The sequence below is a fragment of the Amycolatopsis sp. NBC_01286 genome (genome assembly GCF_035982555.1).
Taxonomy (GTDB): Bacteria; Actinomycetota; Actinomycetes; order Mycobacteriales; family Pseudonocardiaceae; genus Amycolatopsis.
Genome location: NZ_CP108428.1, coordinates 8878237 through 8905013, shown reverse-complemented (window position 1 = coordinate 8905013; position 26777 = coordinate 8878237). Strand labels below are relative to the sequence as shown.

The following is a 26777-nucleotide window of genomic DNA, read 5'->3' as shown; positions in this document are numbered from 1 at the left end:
AACGACGTCACAGCGCTCGGATGTCCCCCGTGAGGGTTACTCGCCACCGTCCATGCCAGGGTGACTCGCAGGTACGGCTCTTCGTCTACTTTCTCCCCAGCTTGATAACCCTCGCGTGTCCCCGGTGGTGGGTGCACCGATCTGAGCTGGGAGCCGTTTCATGACTTTCCCTTCAACCGAACCGACAAGAGGCCGTCAGGCGCCGGCGTGGGCACACAGGTGGCGTTTTCCGTTGCTACTGGTCGCGATGCTCGTGGTGATGGCGCTCGCGCAGAAAGCGACCGTGGCGCTGAGCGACTTCGGTCCGCTGGATCTCGTGGTCGGCGTGGCCGCCGGCGTGGCGACGTTGTTCTGCTACCGGCGGTTGAGCCGGTTCCTCGAGCGGCGGCAGTCGGTCGGCGAGCTCCCGCGCGATCGCGCCTGGTCCCGGCTCCTGTGGGGCGTGGTCGTCGGAGCCGGTGCGTTCCTGTCCACGATGCTGGTCGTCTTCGTTTCCGGCGGTGGGCAGCTGGCCACCGGGAACCCCGGGAAACTGCTGGCGACCACCGGGATCATGGTCTGCACCGCGGTCACCGAAGAGGTCGTGTTCCGGGGCATCGTGTTCCGCGTCGTCGAGGCGCGCTTCGGCACCTGGGTTTCCTTGGCGGTGTCCGCGGTGTTCTTCGGCGTCGTGCACCTGGCGGGTGGTTCGGATACCGATTGGAGCGCGATGCTCTGGGGTGCGCTCGCGATCGTCCTGCAGGGCGGAATCCTGCTGGGGGCCGCGTACGTCGCCACTCGCGCGCTGTGGATGCCGATCGGCATCCACTTCGCGTGGAATCTCGTCGAGGCGGGATTCGGTACGGCCGTTTCCGGCAAGACGAACGAGTTCGGCAGCGTCGTCCACACGACGCTGTCCGGCCCGACCTGGCTCACCGGCGGCTCGTTCGGCCCCGAAGCCGGCGCGGCCGCGATCCTGTCCTGTCTGGTGGCAGCCGGGCTCCTGCTGTGGTTCGCGGTAAGCAAAGGCCGGATCCTGCGGCCCGGATCGACGTCGCGCTCGGTGATCTAGAGCGTGACGAACCCCGCGCGGTAGGCGAGTACCACGGCCTGGACGCGGTCGCGCACGTTGAGCTTCGCCAGGATGCGAGACACGTAGGTGCGTACGGTCTCGACGCCGATCGCCAGCTCCGCGGCGATTTCGGTGTTGGACATACCGCAGGCGATCAGGCGCAGGACCTCGCGTTCCCGAGGGGCCAGCAGACCGAGCGGGTCAGCGCCGGGGGTCGCCTTGGCGGGCCGGATCCGGTCGGCGAAGCGGCCGATCAGCGTCCGGGTCACCGTGGGGGAGAGCAGGGACTCGCCCCGTGCGACGGTGCGCACGCCGTTGACGAGCTCGGTGAGCGAGGAGTCCTTGAGCAGGAAACCACTGGCCCCGGCCTGCAGCGCGTCGTAGACGTACTCGTCGACGTTGAACGTGGTCACCACGAGCACCTTCGGTGGTGACGTCGCCTCGGGCCCCGCGATGCGCCGGGTGACCTCGATGCCGTTGAGCAGCGGCAGCTGGATGTCCATGACCACGACGTCGGGTTTCAGGCGCTCGGCCGCTTCGACCGCGGCGGGCCCGTCGGCGGCCTCACCGACGACACTCATGTCCGCCTGCGCGTCGAACACCATGGCGTAGCCGGTGCGGACGATTTCCTGGTCTTCGCAGATCAAAACGCTGATGGTCATGTTTCACCGTCCACGGGTATCGATGCGTGCAAGCGGAATCCGCCGTCCGGTCGCCGGCCCGCGGTCACCTCGCCGCCGAGCGCGCCGACTCGGTCGCGCAGCCCGGCCAGGCCACGGCCACCCGCCGGTTCCCGCCGGGCGTTCGCTCGCCGTGGCACCGTCGCGGCGGTGTTGGCCACCTCGATCTCGACGTGGTTCGGAGAGAAGCCGATCCGCACCTCGGCCGGGCGGCCGGCGGCGTACTTGAGCACGTTGGTCAGGCCTTCCTGCACCACTCGGAACGCGGTGAGCCGGACGTCGTCCGGGAGGATGGGCTCGGTTCCCTCCGTGACGAAGGAAACCGGTTGCCCACCGGCTCGGGTCTGCTTGACGAGGTTCGTCACCGTCCCGTCGGCTGGAGCACACAGGGAGTCCGGCTCTCCGGTCGCTTCCAGCACGTCGAGCAGGTGCCGAAGCTCGGTCAGGGCCCGTCGCCCGCTCCCGCCGATCGTGGTCAGTGCGGTGCGGACGCGGTCCTGCGAGCCGGCGACGAACTGCGTGGCATCGGCCTGGACGACTATCGCGGTGACGTGGTGGGTGACCACGTCGTGGAGCTCTCGCGCGATGCGCGCTCGTTCGGCGGTGGCCGCGGAGGCCACCGCCAGCCGGCGCCGTTCGGCTTCCTCGACGCGCCTGCGACGCACGAAAGCGCCGAGCAACCAGCACGCCACGAAGATGAGGTAGAAGATCAGGACGTCGGCCGGCGAATTGGGCGAGCCGAGCACGTGCATGGCGGTCGACAAACCGAGGAAGACCACTGATGCCGCGACGCCGATGCCGTGTCTGAACCGTTCCTGGTGCGCCCCTACCGCGTAGAGCGCGAAGTACGTTGTCACAGTGCCGAATTCGGGCGGGTAAGCGAGCGTCTCGTGAACCGCGAACGACGTTCCGACGATCGCCAGGCAGAGCGCGGGCTGCCTGGCGCGCACCGCGAGCGGGACCGTCTGCGCGAGCACGAGGACGATCGCGAACGCGTCGGCGGGCCGTCTGGGCAGGTCGCCGAACTGAGCGCTCATACTTCCCAGCACCGGCGTGAAGGCCAGCACTGTCAGCAGCACGGCCAGCCACGGGTCCCACGCCTCGGCGTTGTAGACACGCCATCCGTCCCTCAGCCTCCGCAACCTGTCGCCGAGCCAGGTCCGCAGCATGACGGGCAGTCTAGAGAACCGGCTTCCGACCCGGGCTCAGCGCGTAGCGCACGGCGTCGGCGCGGTCGCGAAACCCGGCTTTCGCGAACAGGTTGTTGATGTGCGTCTTGACCGTCGCCTCGGAGATCACCAGCTTGGCGGCGATCTGCGGGTTTCGCAGGCCTTCCCCGATCAGGCCGAGGATCTCGCGTTCCCGTGCGGTGAGGCCGAAATCGTCACGCGGGCGCCGCGGCGAGCGCGTCGCCAGGGCCAGCAGGCGGCGCTGGACCTCGGGAGCCAGCACCGTCTGGCCCTGCGCCGCGGTGCGCACGGCGTTGAGGATCGTCGCGCGGTCGGCGTCCTTGGTCAGGTAACCGCTGGCGCCGGCCTGCAGCGCGGCCAGGATGGACTCGTCGTCGTCGAACGTGGTCAGCACGAGCACGGCGGTGCCGGTCCCGGCCGCGTGGATGCGTTCGGTGGCCTCGACCCCGCCGAGAACGGGCATCTTGAGGTCCATCAGCGCGACGTCCGGCCGGTGCCGCTCGACCGCTCGCACCGCCGCCTCGCCGTCGGCCACGCCCGCGACCACGCTCACGTCGGGCGCCAGGTCGAGCATCACCACGAGTGCTTCCCGCACGGTGGTCTGGTCGTCGGCCACGACGAGGGTGATCGGTGCGGCATTCATCGGGGCAGCTCCAGTTCCACGGTCCAGCCGGCGCCGTCCGGCCCGGCTTCGAGGGTTCCGCCGTGCAGCGCGGCGCGTTCGCGCATGCCCACCAGCCCCAGGCCGGTGCCGGTGGCGAGGTCGCCGCGCTGCTCGGCGGCAGGTCCGTTGTGGACGGTCAGTCGCACGACGTCCGCGCGGCACGCCAGCCGCACGGACACCGCCGCGCCCGGTGCGTGCTTCGCCGCGTTCGTCACGGCTTCCTGCGCGGTTCGCAGCACGGTGTGTGCCACTTCCGCGCCGATGTGCCGAGCCGAGCCCGAAATCGTCACGTCCGCGGCCAGCGCCCGCAGGGATTCCCCGAGCGGCAACGCGCCCTGCCGCAGGGCGTGCACCGCGCGCCGCGTCTCGGCCATGCTGTCGACGGCGAGCGCGCGAGCTTTGCGCACGGCCGCGTCGGCCTGTTCGGCGCGTCCGCTTTCCCGCAGCGCGTCGGACATGTCCAGCTGCAGCGCGATCCCGGACAGCGAGTGCCCGAGCACGTCGTGGATCTCGCGGGCGATGCGGCCGCGCTCGACGAGGGCGAGTGCCGCATTGCGTTCTCGTTGCGCGATGCCGATGTACACCGGCAGCGCGACGGTGAGGGCGAGCCACCACGGCCACGGACCGGCGTCCGGGTCCAGCGCCGCGATCACGGCGGTCAGCACCGCCGCGAGCACGGCACCGGTCACGGCGATCCCGGCCGCGGCCTTGCGGGAAGCCAGCCTGCTGCCCGCCGCGCCGGCGGCGAGGTAAGCGAAGAAGGGCCCGCTCGTCGTCTGCTCGGTCAGCGGCACCAGCACCGAGCCCGAGAGCATCGCCACCGACAGGAGGGTGACGAGCCACCCGAGGGGGAGCCGCCGCAACGGGAACAAGGCCACGATCGCCGACGCACCGGCCACGACGAACACCGGCAGCGCGACGCCGGGCCACAGGACCGCCCGCCACCACACGACGGTTCCCCCGATCGCGAACAGCAGCAGGAACGGCCGCACCAGCTGGTCGCCGAACGTGCCCAGGCGCGTGGCCGGGCCTGGCTCGTCAACGGCGCGCACAAGCCCGAGTCTTCCGTTCTCCGCGCGCACCTGTGCCTCCACTTCCGATCCCGTCGGGGAGATCTTACGAAGAACACGGCCCCGGGTCGTGGGAGCGCGGGTGCAGTCCGGGTGGAGAAGCGTCTCCACCCGCATTCGAACCTCAGGTCCACGACGCGGCCCGGCTCGCTCCGTAGCTTTGCGACCACCACCCGGGAACCGGGTCGAGCGAGGAGAAGCACAGTGCAGAAGACCGTCCCCGAAACGTCGGCCGCGCGCACCCTGATCGGCACCCTGGCCCTGGACGTGGGCTTGCCCGTGGCCGCGTACTTCGTCGCCGATGTGGCCGGCGCGAGCAGCTACCAGGCGCTCCTGATCGGCACCGTCGTCGCCGGCGTACGGGTGTTGTGGGTCGTGGTTCGCCAGCGAAGGCTCGAGCCGTTCGCGTTGTTCCTGCTCCTGTTGTTCGGCGTGGGCCTCGCACTGGCGTTCGTCAGCGGCGACGCGCGGCTGCTGCTCGCCAAGGACGCCGCGACGTCACTGCTCGCCGGGCTGGTCATGGCGGGCAGCTGCCTTCTCCGCAAGCCGTTCGCCTACTACGCGGCGGAGCGGATGGCCCGGTGCTCCGGGCGGATCGAGCAGTTCCGGGCCGCGGCGAACGCGCCCGGCGGGCAAGCGCACTGGTACCGGATTTCCCTGGTCTGGGGCATCGGGCTGCTGGTGGACTCGCTGGTGCGCGTCGCCGCGATCTTCCTGCTGCCGGTGGACCTGGCCGCCGACTTGTCGCAGGTCCTGATGGTCGCGGTGTACGTCGGGCTGGTGCCGTGGACGCTGCTCATGACGGCACGCCGGAAGTCCTCGTCGGTGGCGGTCCGGCCGTGAAGGTGCTCGTCGACCTCAACCGCTGCCAGAGCTACGGCCAGTGCGTGTTCGCCGCCCCTGGGGTGTTCCGGTTCCGGGGCGAGGAGTCGCTGGAGTACGACCACGTGCCGGACGCGGCGGCCGCCCGCGAGGTGCGCCGCGCCGCGCTCGCGTGTCCCGTTGGCGCGGTCACCATCGGGGAGGACCGGTGAAGCGGATCGTCGTGGCCGGCGCGTCGCTCGCCGGACTGCGAGCGGCGGAGTCGCTGCGCGCCAACGGGTTCACCGGGGAGCTGCTCATCATCGGCGCCGAACCGCACGAGCCCTACGACCGGCCGCCGTTGTCGAAGGCGGTGCTCGCCGGCCGGCTGGGCACGGACCACCTCCAGCTACCGGTCGCCCGCGGCCTGGACGCCGACTGGCGGCTCGGCCGCCCCGTGACCGGGCTCGACCTGACCACCCGCGAGGTGCGGATCGGCGATGACCGGATCGGTTTCGACGGCCTGGTCGTCGCCACCGGTGCCCAGGCCCGCCCCGGCCCGCCGGGCACGCACGTGGTCCGCACGCGAGACGACGCCGACCGCCTGCGCCGGGCCCTCGCCGCCGGGCCGGACCGGGTGCTCGTGGTCGGCGCGGGGTTCACCGGGTCGGAGGTGGCGTCGAGCTGCGTCGACCTCGGGCTGCCGGTGACCGTCGTGCACCGCGGTACCACGCCGATGGGGAGCGCGTGCGGCGACACCGTCGGCGCGGTCCTCGGAGCCCGGCACCGGGCCCACGGTGTCGACTTGCGGACTCTGACGACGTTGACCGGCCTCGACGGCGGCCTCGCGACGCTCTCGGACGGCACCCGCCTGCCCGTGGACGTGGTGGTCGTGGCGACCGGTTCGGTGCCGAACACCGCGTGGCTGCTCGGCAGCGGGGTCTCCGCGGGTCCCTCCGGAGTGGACTGTGACGCCGCGTGCCGCGTGCTCGACGTCGACGGCGACGTCATCCCGGGGGTCTACGCAGCGGGCGACGTCGCGCGGTGGCGGCACCCGCGGTTCGCGGCCCCGCCGCAACGCTTCGAGCACTGGGGCAACGCGCTCGACCAGGCGGATGTCGCCGCGCACAACCTGGCCGGCGGCCCCCGGCGGGAGGTCACCGCCCTGCCCGCGTTCTGGTCCGACCAGTTCGGTCTCAACATCAAGGCCATCGGCCTGCCGCACCTCGCCGCCGACGTCGTACTCGCCCAAGGCTCCTTCGAGCGCCGCTCGTTCGTCGCCGTGTACGGCCGCGGCGGGATCACGGTCGGTGCCGTAGCGGTCGACTCGCCGCGGGTGCTCGACGGCTACGCGGCCCTGATCACCGAACGCGCCCCGTTCCCGCCCGCCACCGGCGCCACGGACGCACCCGAGCTCGTCACCGTCCCAGGAGGACAGTCATGACCCGTTATCCCGCGGCGGTTCCCTACGGCCGCTTGCTCGACATCGCGCAGCGGCCCGACCCGTACCCGGTGTTCGCCGAACTGGCGCGCGAGCCCGTGCAGCGGATCGACGAGCACGTCTGGGCCGTCAGCGGTCACGCCGAAATCAGCCGGCTGCTGCGTGACCCACGGCTGTCCGCGCAGGAACCCATGACGTTCGAGCCGGACGCGCCGCTGGGCTCGGACGGCACACCGTTCCGCGGCCCGTTCCTGCAGCAGGACCCACCGCACCACGACACCCTGCGCGGGCAGGTGGTGCGCCAGTTCGTGCCGCGGATCCTCGGCATGCGACCGAAGATCGAGGCCATGGTCACGGAGCTGGTCGACGGTCTCGACGGCGCCGACGAGCTCGACGTGGTGTCCGCGCTCGCCTACCCGCTGCCGGTCGGGGTGATCTGCGAACTGCTGGGGGTCCCGCGGTCGGAGGAGCCGGTGTTCCACGACTTCGCCGCGCGCCTGACCCGCGCGCTCGACCCGCAGGAGTCGTTCACGGAAGAAGAGCTCGCCGACGTCGCGAAGACCCGCGAGGACTGGCGCGCCTACCTCACGCCGATGATCGTGCGGCGCCTCACCGAACCCGGCGACGACCTGATTTCCGGCCTGCTCACCGACGGCGACCCGGCCGAGCGCATGACCATGGTGGAACTGGCGACCACTCTCGGCCTGCTGCTCATCGCGGGCCACGAGACCACGGTGAACCTGATCGCCAACGGCACGCTCGCGCTGTTGCGCAACCCGGATGTCCTCGCTCGCCTGCGCGCCGACCCCGGCCTCGCGCCCGCCGTCGTCGAGGAGGTGCTGCGCTACGACCCACCGGTGCAGCTGACCGGCCGCCTCACCACAGCCGACGTGCGCATCGGCGACACGGACGTGCCCCGGGGCGACCGCGTGCTCCTGCTGCTCGCGGCCGGCAACCGCGATCCGCGGCGGTTCCCGGACGCGCAGCGATTCTGGCCGGAACGCCCGGACAACCGGCACCTCGCGTTCGGCGGCGGCGTCCACTACTGCCTGGGTGCCGCGCTGGCCCGCATGGAGGGCGAGGCCGTGCTCACCGCGATCGCGACGCGGCTGGTCGCACCGCGCCTGGTGGCGGATCCGCCGCGGTACCGGCCGAACACGATCCTGCGCGGCCCGGCGGAACTGCGCGTGGCGGTCGGCTGACGCCGTGAGACATCGGACACGACCAGCCCATTCATCGTCCCTGACCTGCCAGTCCGTCGCCGCCGATCAGGGCCGCGTGCGGACAGTGCCGCCGATGCCCGCTCGCCGCCAACGACCTCGTCCGGCAGCACGACATCAAGGCAGGCACCTCCACCGTCCTGTTCGACCAGCACCGCACCGACTGGAATGTGCTCACCCACGGCCTGCCCGCGAACTCGCTCGCACCGATCGGAAGACCGACCCACCGCGGGGGTATGAACGTCAGGCCGGTTCGGATGTAGCGTCGGCCACGCCAACCACTGGGCTAAGGGGCACGCCGAGGCGGGCGAACGCCGCATCGAGGTCGGCGACGAGCGTGAGCAGCAGTTCGAGGTGCAGCAGCGCCAGCGGCCGCAACACGGCGTACACCGTCGTCACCACGATCAGCGTCCGGCCGGTTCCCCGCAGCCGCCGTCCGGCGGCAGCGAGCTGCGTCAGGACACACGACCCGCAGCACGCCGCCGTGGTCAGGTCGACGACCACCGATCTGCCGAGAGACAGAGCCTGCTGCAGGCTCATCGTCAGCAGCGGGTCCGCTGCGAGGTCGAGTTCGCCGGTCCCGGTCACGATGACCACGTCACCGCGATCGGTGACGTCGATCGCGTAGGCAGGTCGTCGCGCAGCCGACCGTGAGACGTTCATGGTGAGGTTCACTCCAGATACGACCGGTGTTTCGGGAGCACCCGGAGACACCAACTGCCGGTTTCTCGGGTGCGAGGCCGAGAAGCTGGCTGGTGAACCTCTCGCCGCGACTTTACGCACCAGTACCGACAGTTCCGCCCCTCGCCACCCCTGAACCGGCGACAATGTCGAGCCGACGGGAGAAGTTCATCCTGGTGACTGGTCGTCGCCTGTGGCCAGGCGTGCGTGAGCGATGACGATGGCCGCTTCGTGCTCGGTGAGACCGAAGACGTGCATCAGCAACGGACCGGCCTGGCCGGCCTTGGCCTGGCTGAACACGACGAACAGCAACGTCACCGGCACCCCCGGCAAAGCCCGGAGCAACGCGGCCGGCAGCGCGTCGCGCAACTCCTGCAGGAAAGCTCGGCTCAGCTCCTGATCAGTCCGGCCGCGGCGTGCGCCCGGGGATCGGTGCCTGCGGCGGGCCCAGCGCCACGTCGATGACGGCCGCGGTGGCGGCCTCGTCGCCATCCGCGGGCCTTCAGTGGCGTGCCGTGGCGGTGACGTCCGGGACGCTCGGGTCCCGGTCATCACCGATGGCGTCGGCGTCGCTGGGAACGCGGCGGAACGGCGCGGCCAGCGTCGGCAGGATGTGGCGGCGGTTGCGGACCAGCGCGACCAGCGCGATCACCGCGTAGACGCCACACAGGACGTAGCGCACGGTCTGGCCGGGCAACGCGAACTGGACGGCAAACAAGCCCAGCAGCGTCCACGCCGCCCAACGCGGGAACCGCAACGCGAGCAGCGCGGCCACCCCGAGCAGCGTCTGCGTCGCCGTCAGCAGGAACTCCTCGACCTGCCGGGCGTCCAAGTGCAGCGCGGCACCCCCGCCGCCGAGCAGGTAGGCCAGCGGGAGGCTGCCGACCAGCAGCGTCCACTGGTTGACCTTGCTGGAGATCAGCGTCCCGATCGCGTCGCCCGCCTTGCCGCGGATCGCGAACAGGATCGCCACGATGAACTCCGGCGCCTCCGAAGCCAGCGGGGCCAGCCACTGCACGAGCAGGAACCGGTCGATCCCTAGCTCGGTGCCGGCGGCGATCAGGTTGTGCGCGAACGGTTCGGCACAGGCGAGGATCACCGCGGCGGCGAAGACGAACAGCCCGATGACCAGGGCGCGCCGGGCACGTTTCGGCAGGGCGCCGATGGTCGCGGCCGGCCCGACCAGGTGCGGTTCGGAGACGTCGGCGCGGGAGACTTTCCAGAGGTAGAACCCGAAGAACCCGAGCAGCGCGAACCCCAGCAGCAGCGAGATCTGCCCCGTCGCGGGGATCACGAACGCGACGACCGAGGCGATCGCCAGGAACCCGAGCTCGACCCGGTAGGGCGAGTCCAGCGTCAGCTCGCGGACCGTCTTGCCGGTGCGCCGCTTCGCGATCGCGAGACCGATGAGCACGACCAGCGACCAGCCGAGACCGAGCAGCAGGCGGTTCGAGCCGGTCATGTTGGCCGCGGCGTAGGCGACGTACTCGGGGTCCGACCCGGCGGTGTAAGCGAAGTAGAGGTCGACGGCGTACTCGGGCAGCACGGCGATGACGGCGAGGATCGCGATCGCCAGCCCGCCGGAGATGTCGACCTGGGCGGCTTCGGCGGCCCAGGCGAGCACGAACGACGAGGCGACCACAGCCATCCCGAACAACAGCAGCCCGATGACCGGGCTCGGGGCCGCGCCGGAGAAGCGCAGGGCGAGGGCGGGCACGGTCAGGGCTACGCAGAGCCCGATCGGGCGTAGCAGCTTGGTCAACACGGTGCAGGGGTTCCTTCCCGGACGGAGGCGGCCTGCCACGGCCGCGACGTCCAGGGGTCTCGGCCAGGCACACGATCAGCTGGCCGAAGGTCTCGCCCACCCACCACCGATGGGTCCCGCTGCCGGAGAACACCGGGGTTCTCAGCATGTCGATCAGCGGGCTTGCGGGCTACTCCCCTTCGGAACACCATCACCTTGACCTGCTGGTTCGTGTTGCCGCAACCGTTGATCAAGATCACCGCGTCACGAATGTCCGGTTACGCGGCGGCGTCGCCTGCTGTTTCGTCATGCCGAATCCATGATCAAGCGCCAGCCGCAATCCAGCCGTCCGCCACCGGCAAGACGGTGCCCACTCGGCGGACGCGGATCACGTCACCGCAGTCGAAAGGGCGACTCGCGCCGACGTCGGCAGGACAGGTCTGTGCGACAGGTCACACAAGCGGTGGTTTGGCCGAATTCGGGCAGCCGACGATGCAGGGGCGGTCGCCCTTCGGCTGCAGCTGGGCGGGTACGGCGTCTGGCTCGTGGAGGACAAGCTGGCCACGGTCGCCGGCGAGCTCGATCGTCGCGCGATCTGGCTATGTACCGACTACCGATTCGCGCCGACATGTCCGGTGCTGACGAATCCGGTACCCCCGGCGAGGCCTCGGTGACCAGCCGTCATGCGTAACTCTGACATCGCCTAGGGGTCTTGCTGCCAAGTTGAAAGGACCCGATCACCTGGGCGGCCAACAGGCCGGGCAGGCAGCGGAGCCGTCGAGCTTCCTGGACTGGCATCACACCGCGACACTGAGAACTGACCTCACTCAGGACGCCTTCGGCCGCCACCGCGGCGGTCTGCGCAGCAGCTCGAATTCCGGCCCGAGCTCGGATGTCATCTGTTCTCGGGCATCCGTGGCGAACGCACGGATCCTGCGATGTTGCTGCATCGGAAGCTGAACACGACGAGGGTCACGGTGTCTCGGCGGCCCGGCGGGCCAGTTCCGTGGTCAGCGCGTGGATCTCGCGGGTGATCTGGGTATTGGTCTTGAGTTCGGTTTCCTGTTCGACGAAGTCATGGTCGGCTTTGGCCTGCTGGAAGGCCGCTGCCCGGTTCTGCCCGATCATGACGAAAGTCGAGAGGAAGATCGCTTCGAGGGACACGACCAGCGTCAGGGTCGGCCACGGGCTCTTCTCGACGAGCGTCATCCAGATCGCGAAGGCGAGGACGTGCAAGTAGACGAACGACATCGAGCCGGCGAACTTGGTGATCGCGTCGGCGACCCGCAGTTGCGCGTTGGCGGCGCGATGCTCCCGCATGTGGACCACGACAGGGTGTTCGGGCTTGGCGTCACGACGAACGGTGGCCACGGGCGCTCCTTGAGTTGCGGACTCGGTCGATGTCGGCTGATCGCGGGCTTGCGTGGCGAGTGTGACCCATCCGCGTCAAGATCGGGCCTGACGTGCACGTGCCGCGCCGAGGCGGCGACATGATGACGCCGAAAAGTCCCGCTAGTCGGGTTCGAGGCAGCGGGTGGCGACACTGATCATCGCGGGCACGCAGTGGTCGCGACCCGCGCACGCAACCCCGAACCGTGGATCCGGCTCGTCGCTGGCCGGTCACCGGCGTCACGTTGCCTGATCTCGTACGACGGCTCGTTCCTGCTCGTCACCACGATGGTTCGGCCTTCGCGCGCACCGCGCCCCAGGCGTGCTCGCACTGTGGTTGCGTCGATTCCGCTGATTCACCAGAAAAGGTGAACGCTGCGCGTTTCTTGTGAAATGTGAGTCGAACTTTCAAGAATGGGTAAATGCGTATTGCTCCCACGTTTCCCGGTTCGCCCGGTTGCGCGCTGAGAAGACGCTGAGATCGTGGTGATCGTCACCTGCAAACCGGGTGCGTCCCTGCCATTGTGGGCAGCGTCGCCGAGTTCGTGCGGCCATTCTTCGCTTATTCCAGGAGCAGTTCATGACGCCTTCGGTCATTGCCGACGTCCGGCCCGTGCAAGCTTCACGGTGGTCCGGGGGCCCGGCCGCGCCACCGCGCACCCTGCTCGACGTCTTCGCCGCGACCGTGGCGACGTTCCCCGACGCGCCCGCACTCGACGACGGCACTGACAACCTGAGCTACCGCACCCTCGCCGACCGGGTCGACGAACTCGCGCGGACGCTGCGGGCCCGTGGCGTCGGCCCGGGTGATCGGGTCGGGCTGTCGGTGCCGTCGGGGACGAACGACCTCTACGTCGCCGTGCTCGGGATCCTCGCCGCCGGCGCGGCCTATGTCCCCGTCGACGTCGACGAACCGCCCGAGCGGGCCGCGCAGGTGTTCGCCGAGGCCAGGGTCTGCGCGGTCGTCGTCACCGGCCTCGCCGTGCACACCTGCGCACCCGCAAAGGGAACCGCCGCGTCGCCCGGGCCGGGCGAGGACGCCTGGATCATCTTCACCTCCGGATCCACCGGGACGCCGAAAGGTGTCGCGGTCACGCACCGCGCCGCGGCCGCGTTCGTCGACGCCGAAGCCGGGATCTTCCTGCGCGGGCGTCCGCTCGGACCGGGCGACCGGGTGCTGGCCGGGCTGTCGGTCGGATTCGACGCCTCGTGCGAGGAGATGTGGCTGGCCTGGCGGCACGGCGCCTGCCTGGTCCCGGCGCCGCGGGCGGTCGTCCGGTCCGGTCCCGACCTCGGCCCGTGGCTGGCCGGGCGTGGCGTCACCGTCGTGTCCACGGTGCCGAGCCTGGCCGCGCTGTGGGAGCCGGCCGCGCTGGCGGCGGTCCGGCTGCTGGTCTTCGGCGGCGAAGCGTGCCCGGCGGAGCTGGTCGAACGGTTCGACGACGGCGCGCGCGAAGTGTGGAACACCTACGGCCCGACCGAGGCAACCGTGGTCACCACCGCGACACGGTTGCGCACGGGCGAGCCGGTCCGCATCGGCGTCCCGCTGGCCGGCTGGGACGTCGCCGTGGTCGGGCCGGCCGGCGAACCCGTCCCGCCAGGGGAGACCGGCGAGCTGGTGATCGCCGGTGTCGGCCTGGCCCGCTACCTCGACCCCGTCAAGGACGCGACGGCGTACGCGCCGGTGCCCACGCTGGGCTGGGACCGCGCCTACCGCAGCGGCGACCTGGTCCGCGCGGAGCCGGGCGGGCTGGTGTTCGCGGGACGCGCAGACGGCCAGGTCAAGATCGGCGGCCGCCGCATCGAACTCGGCGAGGTCGAAACCGCCCTGCTCACCCTGCCCGGCGTGGCCGCCGCGGCGGCCACCGTGCACCACGGCACCGTGCTCGCCGGCTACCTGCGGCTCAGCTGTCCGGATCGGACGTTCGACACCGGCGACGCGCGGACGCGGCTGGCCCGGCTCCTGCCGCACGGGCTGGTCCCCGTGCTGGCCGTACTGCCGGAGCTGCCCCTGACCCCGGCGGGGAAAGTCGACCGGCGGGCCCTGCCCTGGCCGCTGCCCACCGCGGCCGGCGCCGCCGAAGACACCGACGAGGACCGCGCCTGGATCGCCGGGCGGTGGCGGGAGCTGCTCGGCGTCCTGCCGGGAGCCGGCTCGGACTTCTTCGCCCTCGGCGGCACCAGCCTCGCGGCCGCCCGGCTCGTCTCCGCGCTGCGCACCCGGTTCCCGCACGCCGCCATCGGCGACGTCTACCGCCACCCCACCCTCGCCTCCCTGACCGCCACACTGTCTCGAGTGGACAGTGCGGCCGTCGGGACTCCAGCGGTGCCGGCGCGGCCGATGTCCCGGCACGCCGCGGTCGCCCGCACCGCCGTGTACGGCCTGAGCAGCTGGGTCACCGGCGCCCGGTGGGTGCTGGCCGTGCTGTTGTCCACTGCCGTGTTCGACGTGCTCTTCGGCGGCCCGGCCGTGCCGGTGACGCGCTGGCTGCTGCTGGCGGCCGGGTTCGTACTGCTGGTGTCGACCCCGGGCCGGGTCGGGCTCGCCGTGGCCGGCGCGCGGTTGCTCACGGCCGGCCTGCGCCCGGGTGAGTACCGCAAGGGCGGGTGGACGCACCTGCGGCTGTGGGCCGCCGAGCGGGTGGCCGCCCTCGCCGGGGTGGGCGGCTTGCCAGGCACCGCGTGGAACCTCGGGTACGCGCGGCTGCTGGGCAACCGGGTAGGTGCCGGCGTCGACCTGCACGCCGCGCCACCGGTCACCGGTCTGGGCGTGTTCGGGGCCGGGTGCGCGGTGGAGCCGGGTGCCGACCTCGCCGGCTGGCACGTCGACGGCGCGGTGGTCCGGATCGGCCGGGTCGAAGTCGGCCCCGGGGCCACGGTCGGCGCGCGGGCCACGCTGCTGGCGGACGTCGCCGTCGGCGCGGGCGCCGTGGTCGAGCCCGGCGCCTGCGTGGCGGCCGACGTCCCGGCCGCGTCGTCGCTCCCGGTGCCCGCGCCGCGTTCGAAGTGGTGGGCCGCGGCCTACACCGTGACGCCGCTGCTCACCGGGCTGGTGCTCCTCGCCGCGGTGCTGCCGGCTGCGGTCGTGTTCGCTTGGCTCGACACCACCGGCGCGGGCGCACTGTGGCTGGTCCCGGTCGCCGGCCCGGTGACGCTCGTGCTCGTCGCGGTGCTGACGGCCGCGATGGCCCGGCTCGCGGGCCGATGGGTGCGCCCCGGCGCGCACCCGGTGCACAGCCGGGCCGCGTGGGCGGCCTGGCTGACCGAGAACCTGGCGTCCGCGGCCCGAGGCAGCCTGTTCCCGGTGTACGCGAGCCTGGTCACGCCCGGCTGGCTCCGGCTGCTCGGAGCAAGGATCGGCCGCGGCACCGAAGCGTCCACTGTGGCCGGTGTGCCCCGGCTGATGTCGGTCGGCTCCGGCGGGTTCCTCGCCGACGACAGCCTCGTCGCGCCCTACCGGCTGCGCGGGGGACGGCTGCTGTGCGGGGTCGCGACGGTGGGGGACCGGGCGTTCGTCGGCAATTCGGCCGAAGTCGCGCCCGGGCACGCCGTCCCGTCCGGGGCCCTGATCGGCGTCCTGTCCCAGGCACCCGAGCGGGCCGGGGAAGGCACATCGTGGGTCGGGCGCCCGGCGCTGCGCATTCCCCGTCGGCCGGAGACCGCCGACCGCGCGCGTACCAGTGCCCCGTCTCGCCGGCTCGTCCTCGCGCGCGGGGCCGTGGAGCTGACGCGGCTGGTCCCGGTGGCGCTCAGCGCGTGCTTCGGTTACGCCGTTTTCGCGGTGCTGGCCTGGGTTTGCGCGCGCGACGGTGTGGCGTGGGCGGTCGCTGCGTCCGGGCCGGTGCTGCTGGCGGCCGGGCCGGTCGCGGCGGGGTTGGCGGTCGGGGCGAAGTGGCTGCTGCTGGGCCGCGTCACGCCGGGACGGCATCCGCTGTGGAGCGGGTTCGTGTGGCGCAACGAGCTGGTGGCGGTGTATCACGAGGAGCTCGCGATGCGGTGGCTCGGCGCGGGGATCGTCGGCACGCCGGTGCACACGGCACTGCTGCGGGCTTACGGTGCGAAGATCGGCCGTGGTGTGGTGTGCGAGACGACGTGGCTGCCCGAGCCGGACCTGGTGACGCTCGGGGACGGCGCCGTCGTCGACCGCGGCTGCGTGCTCCAGACCCACCTGTTCCAGGATAGGGTGCTGCAGCTGGGCCCGGTGACGCTCGGCCCGGGGGCCACGCTGGGCCCGCACGCGATCACGCTGTTCGACACGAACCTGGACGCGGGCTGCGCGATCGCCGCGAACTCCCTGGTGATGCGGGGCGAGCAGGTGCCGCCGGGTCGCTTCCACGGCAACCCGATCGCACCCCAGCGAAACCCGGCTCCGGCTATCCGACGTTGCCTGTGATCGAGCTTGAGCCGGCACGCAAGCAGACGCCGCGGAGTGCAGTACTTGGACCGTCACCGGTTCTGTGATGGGGTGGTCTGTACGTAGCACGGGTATCCGGAAAGCAAGCAATGAGGAATGTGTGGCCATCACTTCGTCCAGGGCGTCGGTTCCCTTCGCGCTGATCACTGCCGTACAGCGATGGCGTGAACGTGGCGAGCCGTCGCAACCTGCTTCCCGCTGGTCGCGCGAATGAGCAGCACGTCACCAGCCGCGACCTCGGTTCAGGTCGACATCGTCGTCGAGCGGACGGTGCTGGAGCCCAAGGCCGGCGGCACCGTGTACGACGTGGGCTCCGACGACAGCCGGTGCACGTGGTCGCGAGTCCTCGCCTACGAGCCCTCGGGCCGGCCGGTCCTCAGCTGGGACATCAGTCCGCGCTGGCAGCTGGAGTCCGATCCGGACCGCACCAGCGAGGTGGAGATCCGGTTCACCGCCGAAGGCGCCGACCGCACCAGGGTCGCACTCGAGCATCGGCACCTCGACCGGCACGGCGAAGGCTGGGAGAGCTTCACCGGCCTCGGGTCCGGCGCGGGCTGGCCGCTGTACCTCGACCGGTTCCGCGCCGCGACGCAACGGGATGCCCCAGGGGCCTGAAGCGGATACCGTCCACACCGGACCTGATCCTGGCGACAGCGGAGAGGCCACATGAGCACAGGCACCCCAGTCTCACACCGCGATCGAGCGGAAGCATTGCGCACCGCAGTGGGCGGCAACACCGGAGTCACCGAGGCTGCGCTGCGAACCGCGGTGGCGACCCGGGCGGCGGGTGGGCCGCCGGTTGCCGAACCGTACGACGAGCTGGCCCGGCAGATCGGTGACGCCTCCTACCGGGTGACCGATGCCGAGGTCGCTGCCGTCCGGCAGGTGGCGGGCAGCGACAAGGCATCGTTCGAGGTCGTCATGTCCGCCTGCGTCGGGGCGGGTCTCGCTCGCTGGGACACCGCGGCCCGTGTCATCGCGGAGGCGACCGATGCGCCTGCCTGAAGTCGAACGCGGTGACGGTCTCCGCAGCAAGATGCTGATCCGGGTCATTTCTTTGGCGCTGGGTGCGCGTCTCCCGGACGCGGCCCGGGTTGCCTTCTACCACAAGGGTTTCGTCGGCACGGCCCTCGGCGCGTGGACGCAGGACGCGATGCGCGGACCGAGCGAATGGTCCGTGGCGGAGCGAGAGCTGATGGCCGCGATGGTCGCCAAGTGGAACTCGTGTCCCTTTTGCATTGGGGCGCACCGGGCCATCGCCGTGCACGGGATGGACAAGGCGGTGGCGGACGCGGCCCTCGCCGATTACCAGACCGCACCCATCTCGGAGCCTCTGCGCGCCACGCTCGCCGTTCTGGAAACCATGACCGTGCACCCTGACGAACTGCAGGGCGAGCAGATCCGAGCGGCGCTGGCCGCGGGCGCCACCCGGCGACAACTCGACGATGCGGCCGCGGTCGCGGCCGTGTTCAACATCGTCACCCGGTATGCCAACGCGCTGGGCTTCGCCATCCCGACCGACGCCGAGTTCGACAAGGCCGCCGGCATGATGCTCAAACGGGGCTACGCCTGACACACGGCCGGTTCTCGTATCAACGTGAGTGCGGCGCCCGGCGACCCGGCGAGTTGCCGGACGTCGGGTGCCGCAGCCAAGGTTCTTGCCGCGCCGATACCGGGTGACATCTGCGCGCTGACCGCGAGGCTGGGCATCGCGCTGCTGCCCCGGCTCAGCGTCGCGGGCAAGCTGGCCGACGGCTGGCTGGTCGAGGTGCCGTGGACCGGGCCGTTCCAGGTCTTCACGCAGGTCGCCTGGCACCACGAGATCCGCATCGATCCCCGGTTCTCGGTACTGCTCGACGCATCGGCCCGCGCGACTGCCGAGCGGGTCGCGGACGCGGGAGCGCGCCCGACCGGCGGAGCCGGCGCTGAGTCGGCCGAACCTGTTGACCTGAAAGGAGTTCGCGGGGGCCATCTGGTCACCCATCGCCGGGGGCTGAGAATGACAATTGCGATTGAGCGATTCAGCGGGCGTGGCCAGGCTGTGGTGCCGTCCAGGGCCTGCCGTTCAGCAGATTCGTGGCCCACCAGTAGGCGGTGCGCACCACGTCCGGTTCCGGACCTCGCAGGTGGGCGGCGACGTCGTTGCCCGACCACAGCATCAGCGCGACGGTGTCGCCGGTCATCGGGGTCAGGCCGACGGTCCAGTGGCGGCCCTCGGCGATGATCGTGCGTTCGGCGGTCTGCCAGTGTCCTTTGGGGCCGGTCCTGGTGATCGTCCAGGTGTGGATCCGCAGGTCACGGACGGAAGCCAGCTCGATCGAGAAGCTGACGACAGGCCGGCAACCGGCTTCGACGGTGTCATAGCCGCAGGGTCCGGTCAGGTAGACGAAGCCGTCATCGTGGTCTCGTCGCGGTTGTGACCATGTCATCGTGGCTTCGGGGTGGTGGCTGCCCGGCGGGCGGGACCACCAGTAGGCCGGCGTCTTCATGACCTCGCCCAGCGCCGCGATCAGCCCGGACAGGTCCACGTCGGACACTCCCAGGCCTCGTCCTGCCCACACCCGAGGCAGCGCGCGGGCGGCAGTGTGGTCTTCGACGAGCGGGGCGCAGCTGAAGACGGCCTCGGTTCCCTCGGTCCGGACGGTCCAGCGTTCCATCGCCCGGGTGGGGCAGACGACCGGCATCGCGCTGCTTGCTTCCTCCCCAGGACGTATGCGCAGCGTCCTGGTCAGGACTGCGTCGCAAGTGGATTACACCACGATCGAGGCCAGGCTTCGACAGCCGACCTGAAGGTCGATCTCAACAAGGTACTGACTTTCAAGTTGAGGGCGGCAGCAGCAATGCTCGTTTACGACGACGTCGAGGCATGGATGTCGGTTGGCCGCTGTGCGATGAGGCATGATCAGGCGCCGGTCTCCTTGCGGTGCGCGAGGGCGCGGCCGGCCGGCAGGCCGTCGACGAACCGGTGCAGGAAGCAGATGACCTCGCCGGTGTCGCTCCCGGCGCCGGCGGTGTCGAGCCGGTCGTAGAGCTCGTCCTCGATCTCGGCGATACGTGTGGCGATGCGCGCGCCTTCGGGGGTGAGCGTGAGCCGGACTTGGCGGCGGTCGTGGTCGGCGGGGAGGCGGTCGATCAGGCCGGTGGTGGTCAGGCGGTCGACCAGCCGACTGGGACTGCTGCCGCTTTCGCAGACCAGCAGGGCGCCCAGGCCGTTGAGGGTCAGCGGCTGGCGGTCCTGCAGGAGCCGCAGCACCTCGGCCTGCGACGGCGTGACCCCGAGCGGCTTGAGGGCCTGGGCGAGCACGCGGTTACCTTCCCGCTGCGCGGCCAGGATCAGGAACCGTAACTCTTCGGCGATGCGCACGGGAATAGATTACACGTCATCAGATGTCGTATCACCTATCGACCGGGTGGACCGAGGGAAGGACCTCTGATGAGCTTCGAGATCACGCAGGACATCGACCGGCCGCCGGCGCGGGTGTTCGCGTTCGTCGCCGACGTCACGACCATGCCGCGCTGGTACGAAGCAGTGGTCCGGGTCGAGCCCGCCGACCCGGTCGCTCCGGGAGCCCGGTTCCGCATGGTGCGGTCGCTGCCCGCCGGCCCGGCGCACAACGACGTCGAAGTCGTCACCTGGGTGCCGGACGAAGAGATCACCTTCGTGTCCGTGGCCGGCCCCACCCCGTTCCGGTACCGCTACCGGTTCGCGCCGACGGCCACCGGTACTCGCCTGACGCTCGAAGGGCGGATCAGCGCGGAAGGGCTGACCGGTCCGGCCGGTCGCCTCGGCGGTATCGCCGAACGTTTCTTCAAGCAGGGCATGAAAACGAACCTGCGCGCTCTCGCGCGGTTGCTCGAGTCGGCCACGCCCGCCGGTGCGATCCGGAGCCACTGAAACGCGGCTTTCCCTTCACGCTGACGTGCTTCTCGACGCGCGGCTCCGTCAGCCGCGCTCGTGGAGCGCCGACTGGAACGACGGGGTGTCGATGGAGCGGCGGGCGAGGTGCTCCACCAGGATCGGCACGTAGCTGCGGATCCTGGCGGTGTCGAATCGGTGGTGGTAGACGCGGACCCGCTCGGCGAGGTCGGCGGGCGAGATTTCGCTGGGTGGGTAGCGCTTTCGAAGCCGTGCGGTGATCTCTCCGATTTCCACGGCCTGGCTCAGCCGGCCGTCGGCTTCGTCGAGTGATGCGGCGTGCTCCATCGTCAGCCCGGGTTCGTGGATGCGCATCGTCACTGCCTTCGCTAGGAGAACCCAAGCTTCCCACTCCTTCCTGGGCTCGACCGGGTCCAGACATGAACAGTGCACGTCACTGAGCGCCCACGCCGGGCGAACCGAGCACGCGGCGCTGGTCGTGTCGGGGTATCGCCGAGCGGAGCGCGGTGACGCCCTGCCCGGCACTCAGCCGACCAATGACTGACCGTAGCTGTCGCTTGCGCAACGGTCTTTGCCCTGCGGGGGACAGTTCGGCAGGGTGTGCGAGGTTGGGCGGTGTGGATCGTAACCCGATCGCGGTGAGCCGGTTTCTCGTCTCGGCGGCGCCGTTGCGCGTCGCGGATCTCGCTGCCGACCCGCAGTGGCACGTCACGACGACCCCTGGGCGGCGCTGGACCACCGTGGAGCGTCATCTCGAGCGTCAGGGCCGCAGCTGGGTGGTGGGGCTGACGCCCGCGCCGGACGAAGACGTCGCCTTGATCGTCTGGTGTGACGGAGACGTGGTCGGTCACGCTCGCGGGCGCGAGGTCGACATGTGCGCGGCCGCGGTGGACTGGATCGACCGTGTGTGCGCTGACGGCACGGGTTCGCAGCCCTAGCTCTGCACCCGTAGCAGAGGTCGAGGACGCGACGGTGGGTTCGTGGTCGATGGTGAGGTCGGCCCGGTCGAAATCGACGTGTGCTCGTCCCCTGCGGTGCGAGCACTTTCGTGCTTGGAGGCGGCCGGCCGGCAGACGGGGTCGCAGGCCTTCTGGTCCGAAGCCGAGCTCATCGCCATCGCCGGCAGCCCCCGAAGTCCCGGCGAAGATCGGCATCCTGACGGCCGACATCTTGTCCGGCATGTACCGCGCGCAGGCGATCCTTGCGGCGTTGCTGCGGAGCTGGCGGACCGGCGAGGGCGTGACGATCGAGGTCTCGATGCTCGAGGCCACGGCCTGATGCACTGCGCGTGCCCAGAGGGTTCCCTCCCGTACCTCGCGCTGGCCGACGCAGCCCGCGGCGGCGATCACCTTCCGTCCGGTTGAGCTAGCCGATACGGGACAACGACCGGGGGAGAGGCGACCGCGCGTCCTCCGCTACCTGTTCTCGATGCGCCTCGGATCATCGTCCTGATGTGTCGGGGGAGGCTCCGCCGAGGTCGGCACCAGTCGCGGTGCCACTTCGTAGCCCGAGCCGGGGCCGCCCGGGCCGGTGACCGCGGACCCGCTCCCACACAGCACGGTCCTCTCAGCGTTCGACGTGCCCGGATACGTCACCCGGCCCCGCCGGACGAGCTTGATCACCTGCGACCAGCAGATCCCCGCCGCCTGGCTTCTTCGGGGTGAGGGTCAGCTTGACCTTGTGCGTGCGACCCTGTGCTAGCCCGCCTTCGGCGTCGGCGGAGATCAGCCACGCTTTGAACCCGGCCTTCACTTTGGCGTCCCGGCGCATCTCGACCAACTCGATTTCCATGCCTCCACAGTCGCAGGTCGGGCACGACTTGCAACACGCCCCGGCGGGAGAAGCAAGGGCACGGTCAGACAGGGGCGGCCTGCGTGCCGAATAGCCGAGGGCACCAGTCATCGCCGGTGTTGACCGGTGGGTCTTCGGCGAATATCGCACGGCAGAATATATCTGCCGGCGACCGAGACGATCATGCTCAGGAAGAGCGCGCGGAATTCGCCTACCCGCAACACTTGACGGTAAGTCACTGACATGTGGCCATTCTGGTCCGTCCGTTTAGCTTCGGCGACGGGGAGCGATCGATGGTCACCACATATGCACGTTGTTGTTTCCGGTGGCCAACGCGGGGCTGTCGTAGATAGGACCAGGTAGTTGCGGGAATTCAACTCAGCCGGGTGGCTACCGATTGCGGCAAACCGTGGCGAGCGGATGCACATGGACATCTCGGGTGGCGTGATACGCCGCGCTTGCGGCATCGCTGCCGCCGCGAATGCGGTAACGCCGCGACGACGGGTAGCGACATCAACCGGGGGTGCGCTTGGGGTGACGACGAGCACGGCGACACCTCCGCCATTCACTCGTTTCCCATCGATCGAGAGCAATCGCGCGCGACAACCGCAGAGGACGCCCACATGATCGAAACCGCACATGAATCGCACCGCACGCCGTCTGCCCCCGAGTGGTCGGCGGCACTGATTCGCAATTCACGAGGGAAGGGGCAACGACTCGACGCCGATGCGCGGCGTATTCTACAGCGGTTCTTCGGAAGAAATCTCTCCGCCGTCCGGGTCCACCTCGGTTCCGACGCCGACGACCTCGCCCGCAGTCTGGGCGCGCGGGCGGTCACCACGGGCACCGACATCTACTTCCGCTCCGGTGAGTACCGCCCCGACCTGCCGGCGGGCCTGGCTCTGCTCGCCCACGAGGTCACCCACGTGCTGCAGCAGGCCACGTTCGCGCGCGGTTGCGCGACGGTCCGGACCGGCGTGCTCGTCGGGGCCGTGGACGGCGCGCCGGAACGCGCGGCGCTGGCGGTCGAACGCCGGTTGCTCACCCAGCACGACCTCGTGTGCGCGTCGGCGCACCGCGCGGGCCAGGCGGACCGCGATCCGGTGACCGCCGGTCGCGCAGGCGGGCTGCTGCTGCAGTGCGGGATCGGCCTGGAGGTCGAGATCCCGATCCCCATCGACCGGTTGACCCCGGCCCAGCTGGTCCAGATCCAGGGCTGGGTGGCCGCGGGCACCCACGCCAACACCCTGGGTGCCACCCAGGCCAACGGCCGCGTGCCGTACGGCATCATCGCGAACGCGCCGGTGGTGGGCGTGGCTCCGGGAGCGGGCTACCGGATCGACGCAGACCACGACAACCGCGTCAAGTCCAACCCGGGCAACCCGCCGATCCGCGAGGGTGGGTACGACTCGATCCTGGAGATCGTCACCGAACCCCCCGTCGGCACCGCGGCCGCCTTCACCACCGTCATGAATCACGTGCAGGGCTTCATCGGCAACATCAACGCGAACACGAACAACCTGACCACCCGGTGGGTCAACGCCTTCCCGGGAGTCGCTCTACCCGGGGGACTGTTCGACATCAGCATCGGCCCGATGGACTTCACGGCGCAGGGCCACCCGCTGGCCGTCAAGCTGCCCCACCACAACCTCCAGGGCAGCGTGCAAGTCAACATCGACATCGACCTGCGCGAGTACCAGAGCCTCCTCAAGTGGTACGCCAACTCCAACTACGCCGCCAGCGCGAACGCCCCGGCCGCCGAACAACCGATGTACAGCCAGATCAAGGACGACATCCGGGACGCCGTCAACGCGGGCCGGACCATCACCGCGACCATCTCCGCCGCGCACACCGCCGCCCAGCGCGCCCAGGCCGGGAACTTCCGCGGCCTGCGCGGCTGGATCACCCACCTCGCTCTCTACCTGAAACGCGGCATGATCGGACCCGGTGTCCTGGGCGGCAGCGCGAAGAACCTCGTCCCCATTCTGGTGAAGAGCCCGAACAACGTGCTCACCACCTACGGGTTCACCGCCGCGGAAATGGCGTACTACACCGGGAACAAGAACGCGGTCCTGAACCAGATCATGGCCCAGCTGGGACGTCCCGCCATCGCCGGGCCGCTGGCGGGGATCCCGGTCTTCGCCGCCAACCCCGCGGGCTTGAACCTGAACCAGCTGGCCGACGAAGCCGCCGTCGGCGTGCCGCTGGCGGGCACCCCCGTCCTCAACCCGCCCAACCTCGGCGCCTGGCGCACGGGAAACGCCGCGGTGCAGGCCATCGCGCAGGTTCCGGGCGGGGCCAACTCCCGCGGCGGGCTGGTCGCTGAGTTCCGCAACTTCCCCGGTTTCTACAACGGTGTCGCCGCCTGGCGGACGCTCGGCCTGGACTTCCTGGCCCAGGCCACCACCCGCAACGCGCGCAACGGCATCGTGGCGTAGGCGGAACTCGCGAGTTCCGCGGACTGAGGGCCGGATTCTCCGCCCGGCCCTCAGTCCGCCGCGGTCTTCGCGGTAAAGGTCGCCGCCGGGCCGGTGCTCGTCGCCGTCACCGCGGCCATCGTGAACGTGTACGCCTTGGCCAGCTTCAGGGTGTCGACCACCCGGGTTATGCCCTTGACCGTCGGCTGGGTCACCGGGTGTCGCCCGTGGCCGCCGGCGGGGTTCCAGTGGATCGAGGCCGCGGTGGCGCTCGGCAGGGCATTGCGGCCTTTCGGGACGCGCATGCCAGGGGTTAGCGGATCCGCGGGGCAGCGACGGCTCGCTCGTAACGCATGCTGGAAGAATCCACCCTGATCGACGCGGGGTACCTGGACCGGCGAGCACTTCACGCGGCGTGGCAGGCCGCGAAAACGGCCGACACGATCCCCTCGATACTCTGCGACGCAATCGCCGTCGAACGTGGCGTCCAGACACTGCGCAACGCGGCACACCCCGCCACCGCAACGACAGGCTGAACGGACATGGAACTCACTGAATCCAATCTCTTCTACCGCCATCCACGGCTGTACGACCAGGTGCAGGCAGACCCTCAGCACACAGCTGCGACAACCTGCGAAGAACTCGTCGACACCTTCGGGCCGGCCAACGCCCGAACACTCGTGGATTTCGGCTGCGGGACCGGCCGTGACCTCGACCGCCTCGCGAAACGGTTCGACTGCATGGGAGTCGATGCGCTTCCCTCCATGGTCGACCACGCTGCCGTGAACGTCCGCACTTGGACATCCGCCACGGAGACGTCCCCTCCTCGCGGCTCGGGCGAACAGTCGATGTGATCACCCGCCCTGGGTAATCTGCTGTCCTACCTGCACGGCAACTCGGCGGCTGACGAGTTCATGACCGCGGTATCGGCAATTATCGATCTCGACCGGTTGGCGTTGTACCGGCACCTCGGACTGACCCGGCCGCGGACCACCCACCAGGAGCGTCACCGGAACGCGAAGCTGATGCTGCTGCTCCAGAACGAACCTATGGATCCAGGAGAACCCGAGGCTTCGCTGACCTATGCCCGCGAGGAGCCACCCGACAAGGCCTGACCGCCGACCGGTCGTCCGTCGACCTCCTTCGGCGACCGAGCCGGTCCGGCAAACCGGCCGTCATGAACCACACCGCTCGGGCATTCACGCGGCGGTGAGAGAAGCGTTATCCACCCGTGGTACTCGACCATGGCGAGAACCTGGAAAGCCGGCAGTGTGGCGCCTGCGCTTCAGCCGAACAGCTTCCGCTCATGTCGATGAGCAGACGCAAGCCTGGTCAGCTCGCGCAACGCGATTGGGCGCGCTCGGGATCATTGGTTCTACTGATCGTAGTGCAATTAGCGTGATGACCTTGGTGGTGTGTGGTGTCCACCGAGTAGGCCTTGCCGGCTCGTTCGAATGGGCGGTCACGCGGAAGTTCTTCGTCGACGGCGTCGGCCACCTTTCGACGCGGCCGAGGTCATGCACGGGCAGCTCTCCTGCGAACTCGTCACGCACAGGACTGCGGTCGTGGCTGCGCGGCCACGCTCACGGACGTCGGCAACCTCGCCGCGTTCGTGGCCTCGGACCTGGCCCGCACGGTCACGGGCGCAGCGTTGAACATGACCGCCGGAGCAGTCTTGGACCGGCGTTCCGGTAGGAGCCGCGCACCGTCGGCGACGGTGCGCGGCTCCTACCTGTGCATCCGCGAACGTGCCCGTGGGCTCAGGGAATGCGGACGAGCCGGTGCCAGTTGGTGTCGGTTGTGTCGAATCGGCAGGTGATTTTGACCGGCGCGACCAGGTCGTGTCACGGATTCTCCTTCACTGAGGTGATCCGAACGTCCGCGGCAGCCGGAACCTGCTCATGCAAAGGGGGTGCAAACGATGTCGTGGTCATTGGCGCCGTAGGATCCGCAGGCCCTGGCCAGGAAGCCGTCGTCGTTCCAGATCCCGGTGTCCATGAATCCGTCACTCCCTGCGGTCCGGTAGCCGATGAACCCGGTGCAATTCGCGCCGCTGCTGTTGCACCGGTCCAGCCAGATCTCCGCGCCCGGCGGTCCCTCGACCCGGCCCTGCACACAAGTCGCGTGCGGAGTGGCGTACAGGTAATGCCCGCCACGTTGTCGTTCACGGTCGAGACGGCCTCCACCGGGCCGTACTTGTACGCGAGGCCGCTCGAGTGCCGCAGTCGCCGAGCGCCGGTCCCATCTCGTGCGCCTGAGCCGGCAATGCGCCGACCAGGGTCCCGGCGCCGAGGGTGGCCGTCGCCGCGACGATTCTCAAAGCCATCAACCGTGATGCCATCTTTCC

29 protein-coding genes are annotated in these 26777 nt (G+C 70.3%); 16 read left to right on the top strand and 13 right to left on the bottom strand.

What is annotated here, in order from left to right; genetic code table 11:
* Window positions 1-232 precede the first annotated feature (232 nt).
* Window positions 233-1051: a CPBP family intramembrane glutamic endopeptidase gene (locus OG570_RS40720; RefSeq protein ID WP_326954108.1), complete on the top strand. Its 819-nt coding sequence runs from the start codon at window positions 233-235 to the stop codon at window positions 1049-1051.
* On the opposite strand, the gene OG570_RS40715 is transcribed toward OG570_RS40720, so the two are convergent.
* The 4 genes from OG570_RS40715 to OG570_RS40700 are packed head-to-tail and all read right to left on the bottom strand — an operon-like array spanning window position 1048 to window position 4637.
* A complete protein-coding gene (locus OG570_RS40715; protein ID WP_326954107.1) occupies window positions 1048-1713 on the bottom strand; it encodes a response regulator transcription factor in 666 nt (221 codons plus the stop codon). The two genes, OG570_RS40720 and OG570_RS40715, sit on opposite strands and share 4 nt — an antisense overlap.
* The gene (locus OG570_RS40710) at window positions 1710-2900 is read right to left on the bottom strand and encodes a sensor histidine kinase (RefSeq protein ID WP_326954106.1); all 1191 of its coding nucleotides are present in this window, start codon (window positions 2898-2900) and stop codon (window positions 1710-1712) included. Before OG570_RS40710 ends, OG570_RS40715 begins: the two co-directional genes overlap by 4 nt.
* 10 nt (window positions 2901-2910) lie before the next feature.
* Complete coding sequence (locus tag OG570_RS40705; protein ID WP_326954105.1) at window positions 2911-3564, bottom strand: response regulator transcription factor; 654 nt, start codon at window positions 3562-3564, stop codon at window positions 2911-2913.
* Entirely contained in the window at window positions 3561-4637 is a 1077-nt protein-coding gene (locus tag OG570_RS40700) for a sensor histidine kinase (protein ID WP_326954104.1), read from the bottom strand. Before OG570_RS40700 ends, OG570_RS40705 begins: the two co-directional genes overlap by 4 nt.
* Window positions 4638-4859: 222 nt before the next feature.
* Here OG570_RS40700 and OG570_RS40695 point away from each other — a divergent pair, with 222 nt between their 5' ends.
* Genes OG570_RS40695 through OG570_RS40680 form a run of 4 tightly spaced genes read left to right on the top strand, consistent with a single transcriptional unit; the run spans window position 4860 to window position 8099 of the window.
* The gene (locus OG570_RS40695) at window positions 4860-5498 is read left to right on the top strand and encodes a VC0807 family protein (protein ID WP_326954103.1); all 639 of its coding nucleotides are present in this window, start codon (window positions 4860-4862) and stop codon (window positions 5496-5498) included.
* Window positions 5495-5689, top strand: coding sequence for a ferredoxin (locus OG570_RS40690; RefSeq protein WP_326954102.1), 195 nt, complete (start codon window positions 5495-5497; stop codon window positions 5687-5689). The genes OG570_RS40695 and OG570_RS40690 overlap by 4 nt, the downstream gene beginning before the upstream one ends.
* On the top strand, window positions 5686-6900 hold the full coding sequence (locus tag OG570_RS40685) for an NAD(P)/FAD-dependent oxidoreductase (protein WP_326954101.1): 1215 nt from the start codon (window positions 5686-5688) through the stop codon (window positions 6898-6900). The genes OG570_RS40690 and OG570_RS40685 overlap by 4 nt, the downstream gene beginning before the upstream one ends.
* On the top strand, window positions 6897-8099 hold the full coding sequence (locus OG570_RS40680) for a cytochrome P450 (protein ID WP_326954100.1): 1203 nt from the start codon (window positions 6897-6899) through the stop codon (window positions 8097-8099). The genes OG570_RS40685 and OG570_RS40680 overlap by 4 nt, the downstream gene beginning before the upstream one ends.
* A gap of 261 nt (window positions 8100-8360) precedes the next feature.
* Here the strand turns inward: OG570_RS40680 and OG570_RS40675 are convergent, their stop codons facing one another.
* From OG570_RS40675 to OG570_RS40660, 4 genes are all read right to left on the bottom strand, one after another.
* Window positions 8361-8780, bottom strand: coding sequence for an STAS domain-containing protein (locus OG570_RS40675; protein WP_326954099.1), 420 nt, complete (start codon window positions 8778-8780; stop codon window positions 8361-8363).
* 186 nt (window positions 8781-8966) lie between these two features.
* On the bottom strand, window positions 8967-9167 hold the full coding sequence (locus tag OG570_RS40670; protein WP_326954098.1) for a hypothetical protein: 201 nt from the start codon (window positions 9165-9167) through the stop codon (window positions 8967-8969).
* 133 nt (window positions 9168-9300) lie between these two features.
* Window positions 9301-10563: a sodium:proton exchanger gene (locus OG570_RS40665; RefSeq protein WP_326954097.1), complete on the bottom strand. Its 1263-nt coding sequence runs from the start codon at window positions 10561-10563 to the stop codon at window positions 9301-9303.
* Window positions 10564-11514: 951 nt separating this feature from the next.
* Window positions 11515-11913 (bottom strand): DUF1003 domain-containing protein, encoded by a 399-nt coding sequence (locus tag OG570_RS40660; protein WP_326954096.1) that lies wholly within the window; start codon window positions 11911-11913, stop codon window positions 11515-11517.
* Window positions 11914-12511: 598 nt separating this feature from the next.
* Between OG570_RS40660 and OG570_RS40655 the strand changes: the two genes are divergently transcribed.
* The 4 genes from OG570_RS40655 (at window position 12512) to OG570_RS40640 (ending at window position 17918) form a co-directional block, all read left to right on the top strand.
* A complete protein-coding gene (locus tag OG570_RS40655; protein WP_326954095.1) occupies window positions 12512-16324 on the top strand; it encodes a Pls/PosA family non-ribosomal peptide synthetase in 3813 nt (1270 codons plus the stop codon).
* A gap of 231 nt (window positions 16325-16555) precedes the next feature.
* Window positions 16556-16960 (top strand): ATPase, encoded by a 405-nt coding sequence (locus OG570_RS40650; RefSeq protein ID WP_326954094.1) that lies wholly within the window; start codon window positions 16556-16558, stop codon window positions 16958-16960.
* 51 nt (window positions 16961-17011) lie between these two features.
* Entirely contained in the window at window positions 17012-17350 is a 339-nt protein-coding gene (locus tag OG570_RS40645; protein ID WP_326954093.1) for a hypothetical protein, read from the top strand.
* Window positions 17337-17918, top strand: a complete 582-nt coding sequence (locus OG570_RS40640; RefSeq protein ID WP_326954092.1) for a carboxymuconolactone decarboxylase family protein — start codon at window positions 17337-17339, stop codon at window positions 17916-17918. The genes OG570_RS40645 and OG570_RS40640 overlap by 14 nt, the downstream gene beginning before the upstream one ends.
* A 448-nt stretch (window positions 17919-18366) precedes the next feature.
* Here OG570_RS40640 and OG570_RS40635 read toward each other — a convergent pair whose 3' ends face one another.
* Complete coding sequence (locus OG570_RS40635; RefSeq protein ID WP_326954091.1) at window positions 18367-19029, bottom strand: hypothetical protein; 663 nt, start codon at window positions 19027-19029, stop codon at window positions 18367-18369.
* 218 nt (window positions 19030-19247) lie between these two features.
* Window positions 19248-19709 carry a MarR family winged helix-turn-helix transcriptional regulator gene (locus OG570_RS40630; protein ID WP_326954090.1) on the bottom strand — a complete coding sequence of 154 codons (462 nt, stop codon included), beginning with the start codon at window positions 19707-19709 and terminating at the stop codon, window positions 19248-19250.
* Window positions 19710-19778: 69 nt separating this feature from the next.
* On the opposite strand from OG570_RS40630, the gene OG570_RS40625 reads away from it, so the two are divergent.
* Window positions 19779-20240, top strand: coding sequence for an SRPBCC family protein (locus OG570_RS40625; protein ID WP_326954089.1), 462 nt, complete (start codon window positions 19779-19781; stop codon window positions 20238-20240).
* A gap of 48 nt (window positions 20241-20288) precedes the next feature.
* Here the strand turns inward: OG570_RS40625 and OG570_RS40620 are convergent, their stop codons facing one another.
* Window positions 20289-20576, bottom strand: coding sequence for a three-helix bundle dimerization domain-containing protein (locus tag OG570_RS40620; protein WP_326954088.1), 288 nt, complete (start codon window positions 20574-20576; stop codon window positions 20289-20291).
* A 263-nt stretch (window positions 20577-20839) separates the two neighbouring features.
* Between OG570_RS40620 and OG570_RS40615 the strand changes: the two genes are divergently transcribed.
* Window positions 20840-21160, top strand: a complete 321-nt coding sequence (locus OG570_RS40615; protein WP_326948614.1) for a hypothetical protein — start codon at window positions 20840-20842, stop codon at window positions 21158-21160.
* A 241-nt stretch (window positions 21161-21401) separates the two neighbouring features.
* The gene (locus OG570_RS40610) at window positions 21402-21500 is read left to right on the top strand and encodes a CoA transferase (protein WP_326954087.1); all 99 of its coding nucleotides are present in this window, start codon (window positions 21402-21404) and stop codon (window positions 21498-21500) included.
* A 288-nt stretch (window positions 21501-21788) separates the two neighbouring features.
* On the opposite strand, the gene OG570_RS40605 is transcribed toward OG570_RS40610, so the two are convergent.
* Window positions 21789-22013: a trypco2 family protein gene (locus OG570_RS40605; protein ID WP_326948616.1), complete on the bottom strand. Its 225-nt coding sequence runs from the start codon at window positions 22011-22013 to the stop codon at window positions 21789-21791.
* Window positions 22014-22636: 623 nt separating this feature from the next.
* Here OG570_RS40605 and OG570_RS40600 point away from each other — a divergent pair.
* Window positions 22637-24451, top strand: a complete 1815-nt coding sequence (locus OG570_RS40600; protein ID WP_326948617.1) for an eCIS core domain-containing protein — start codon at window positions 22637-22639, stop codon at window positions 24449-24451.
* Between the two features lie 50 nt (window positions 24452-24501).
* Here OG570_RS40600 and OG570_RS40595 read toward each other — a convergent pair whose 3' ends face one another.
* Window positions 24502-24735: a hypothetical protein gene (locus OG570_RS40595; protein WP_326954086.1), complete on the bottom strand. Its 234-nt coding sequence runs from the start codon at window positions 24733-24735 to the stop codon at window positions 24502-24504.
* A gap of 48 nt (window positions 24736-24783) precedes the next feature.
* Between OG570_RS40595 and OG570_RS40590 the strand changes: the two genes are divergently transcribed.
* From OG570_RS40590 to OG570_RS40580, 3 genes are read left to right on the top strand one after another with little or no spacing between them, the layout of a single operon-like run.
* Complete coding sequence (locus OG570_RS40590; protein ID WP_326948619.1) at window positions 24784-24966, top strand: hypothetical protein; 183 nt, start codon at window positions 24784-24786, stop codon at window positions 24964-24966.
* Between the two features lie 6 nt (window positions 24967-24972).
* Entirely contained in the window at window positions 24973-25284 is a 312-nt protein-coding gene (locus OG570_RS40585) for a class I SAM-dependent methyltransferase (RefSeq protein ID WP_326954085.1), read from the top strand.
* Between the two features lie 60 nt (window positions 25285-25344).
* Window positions 25345-25545 carry a hypothetical protein gene (locus tag OG570_RS40580; RefSeq protein ID WP_326954084.1) on the top strand — a complete coding sequence of 67 codons (201 nt, stop codon included), beginning with the start codon at window positions 25345-25347 and terminating at the stop codon, window positions 25543-25545.
* The last annotated feature ends 1232 nt before the right edge of the window (window positions 25546-26777 follow it).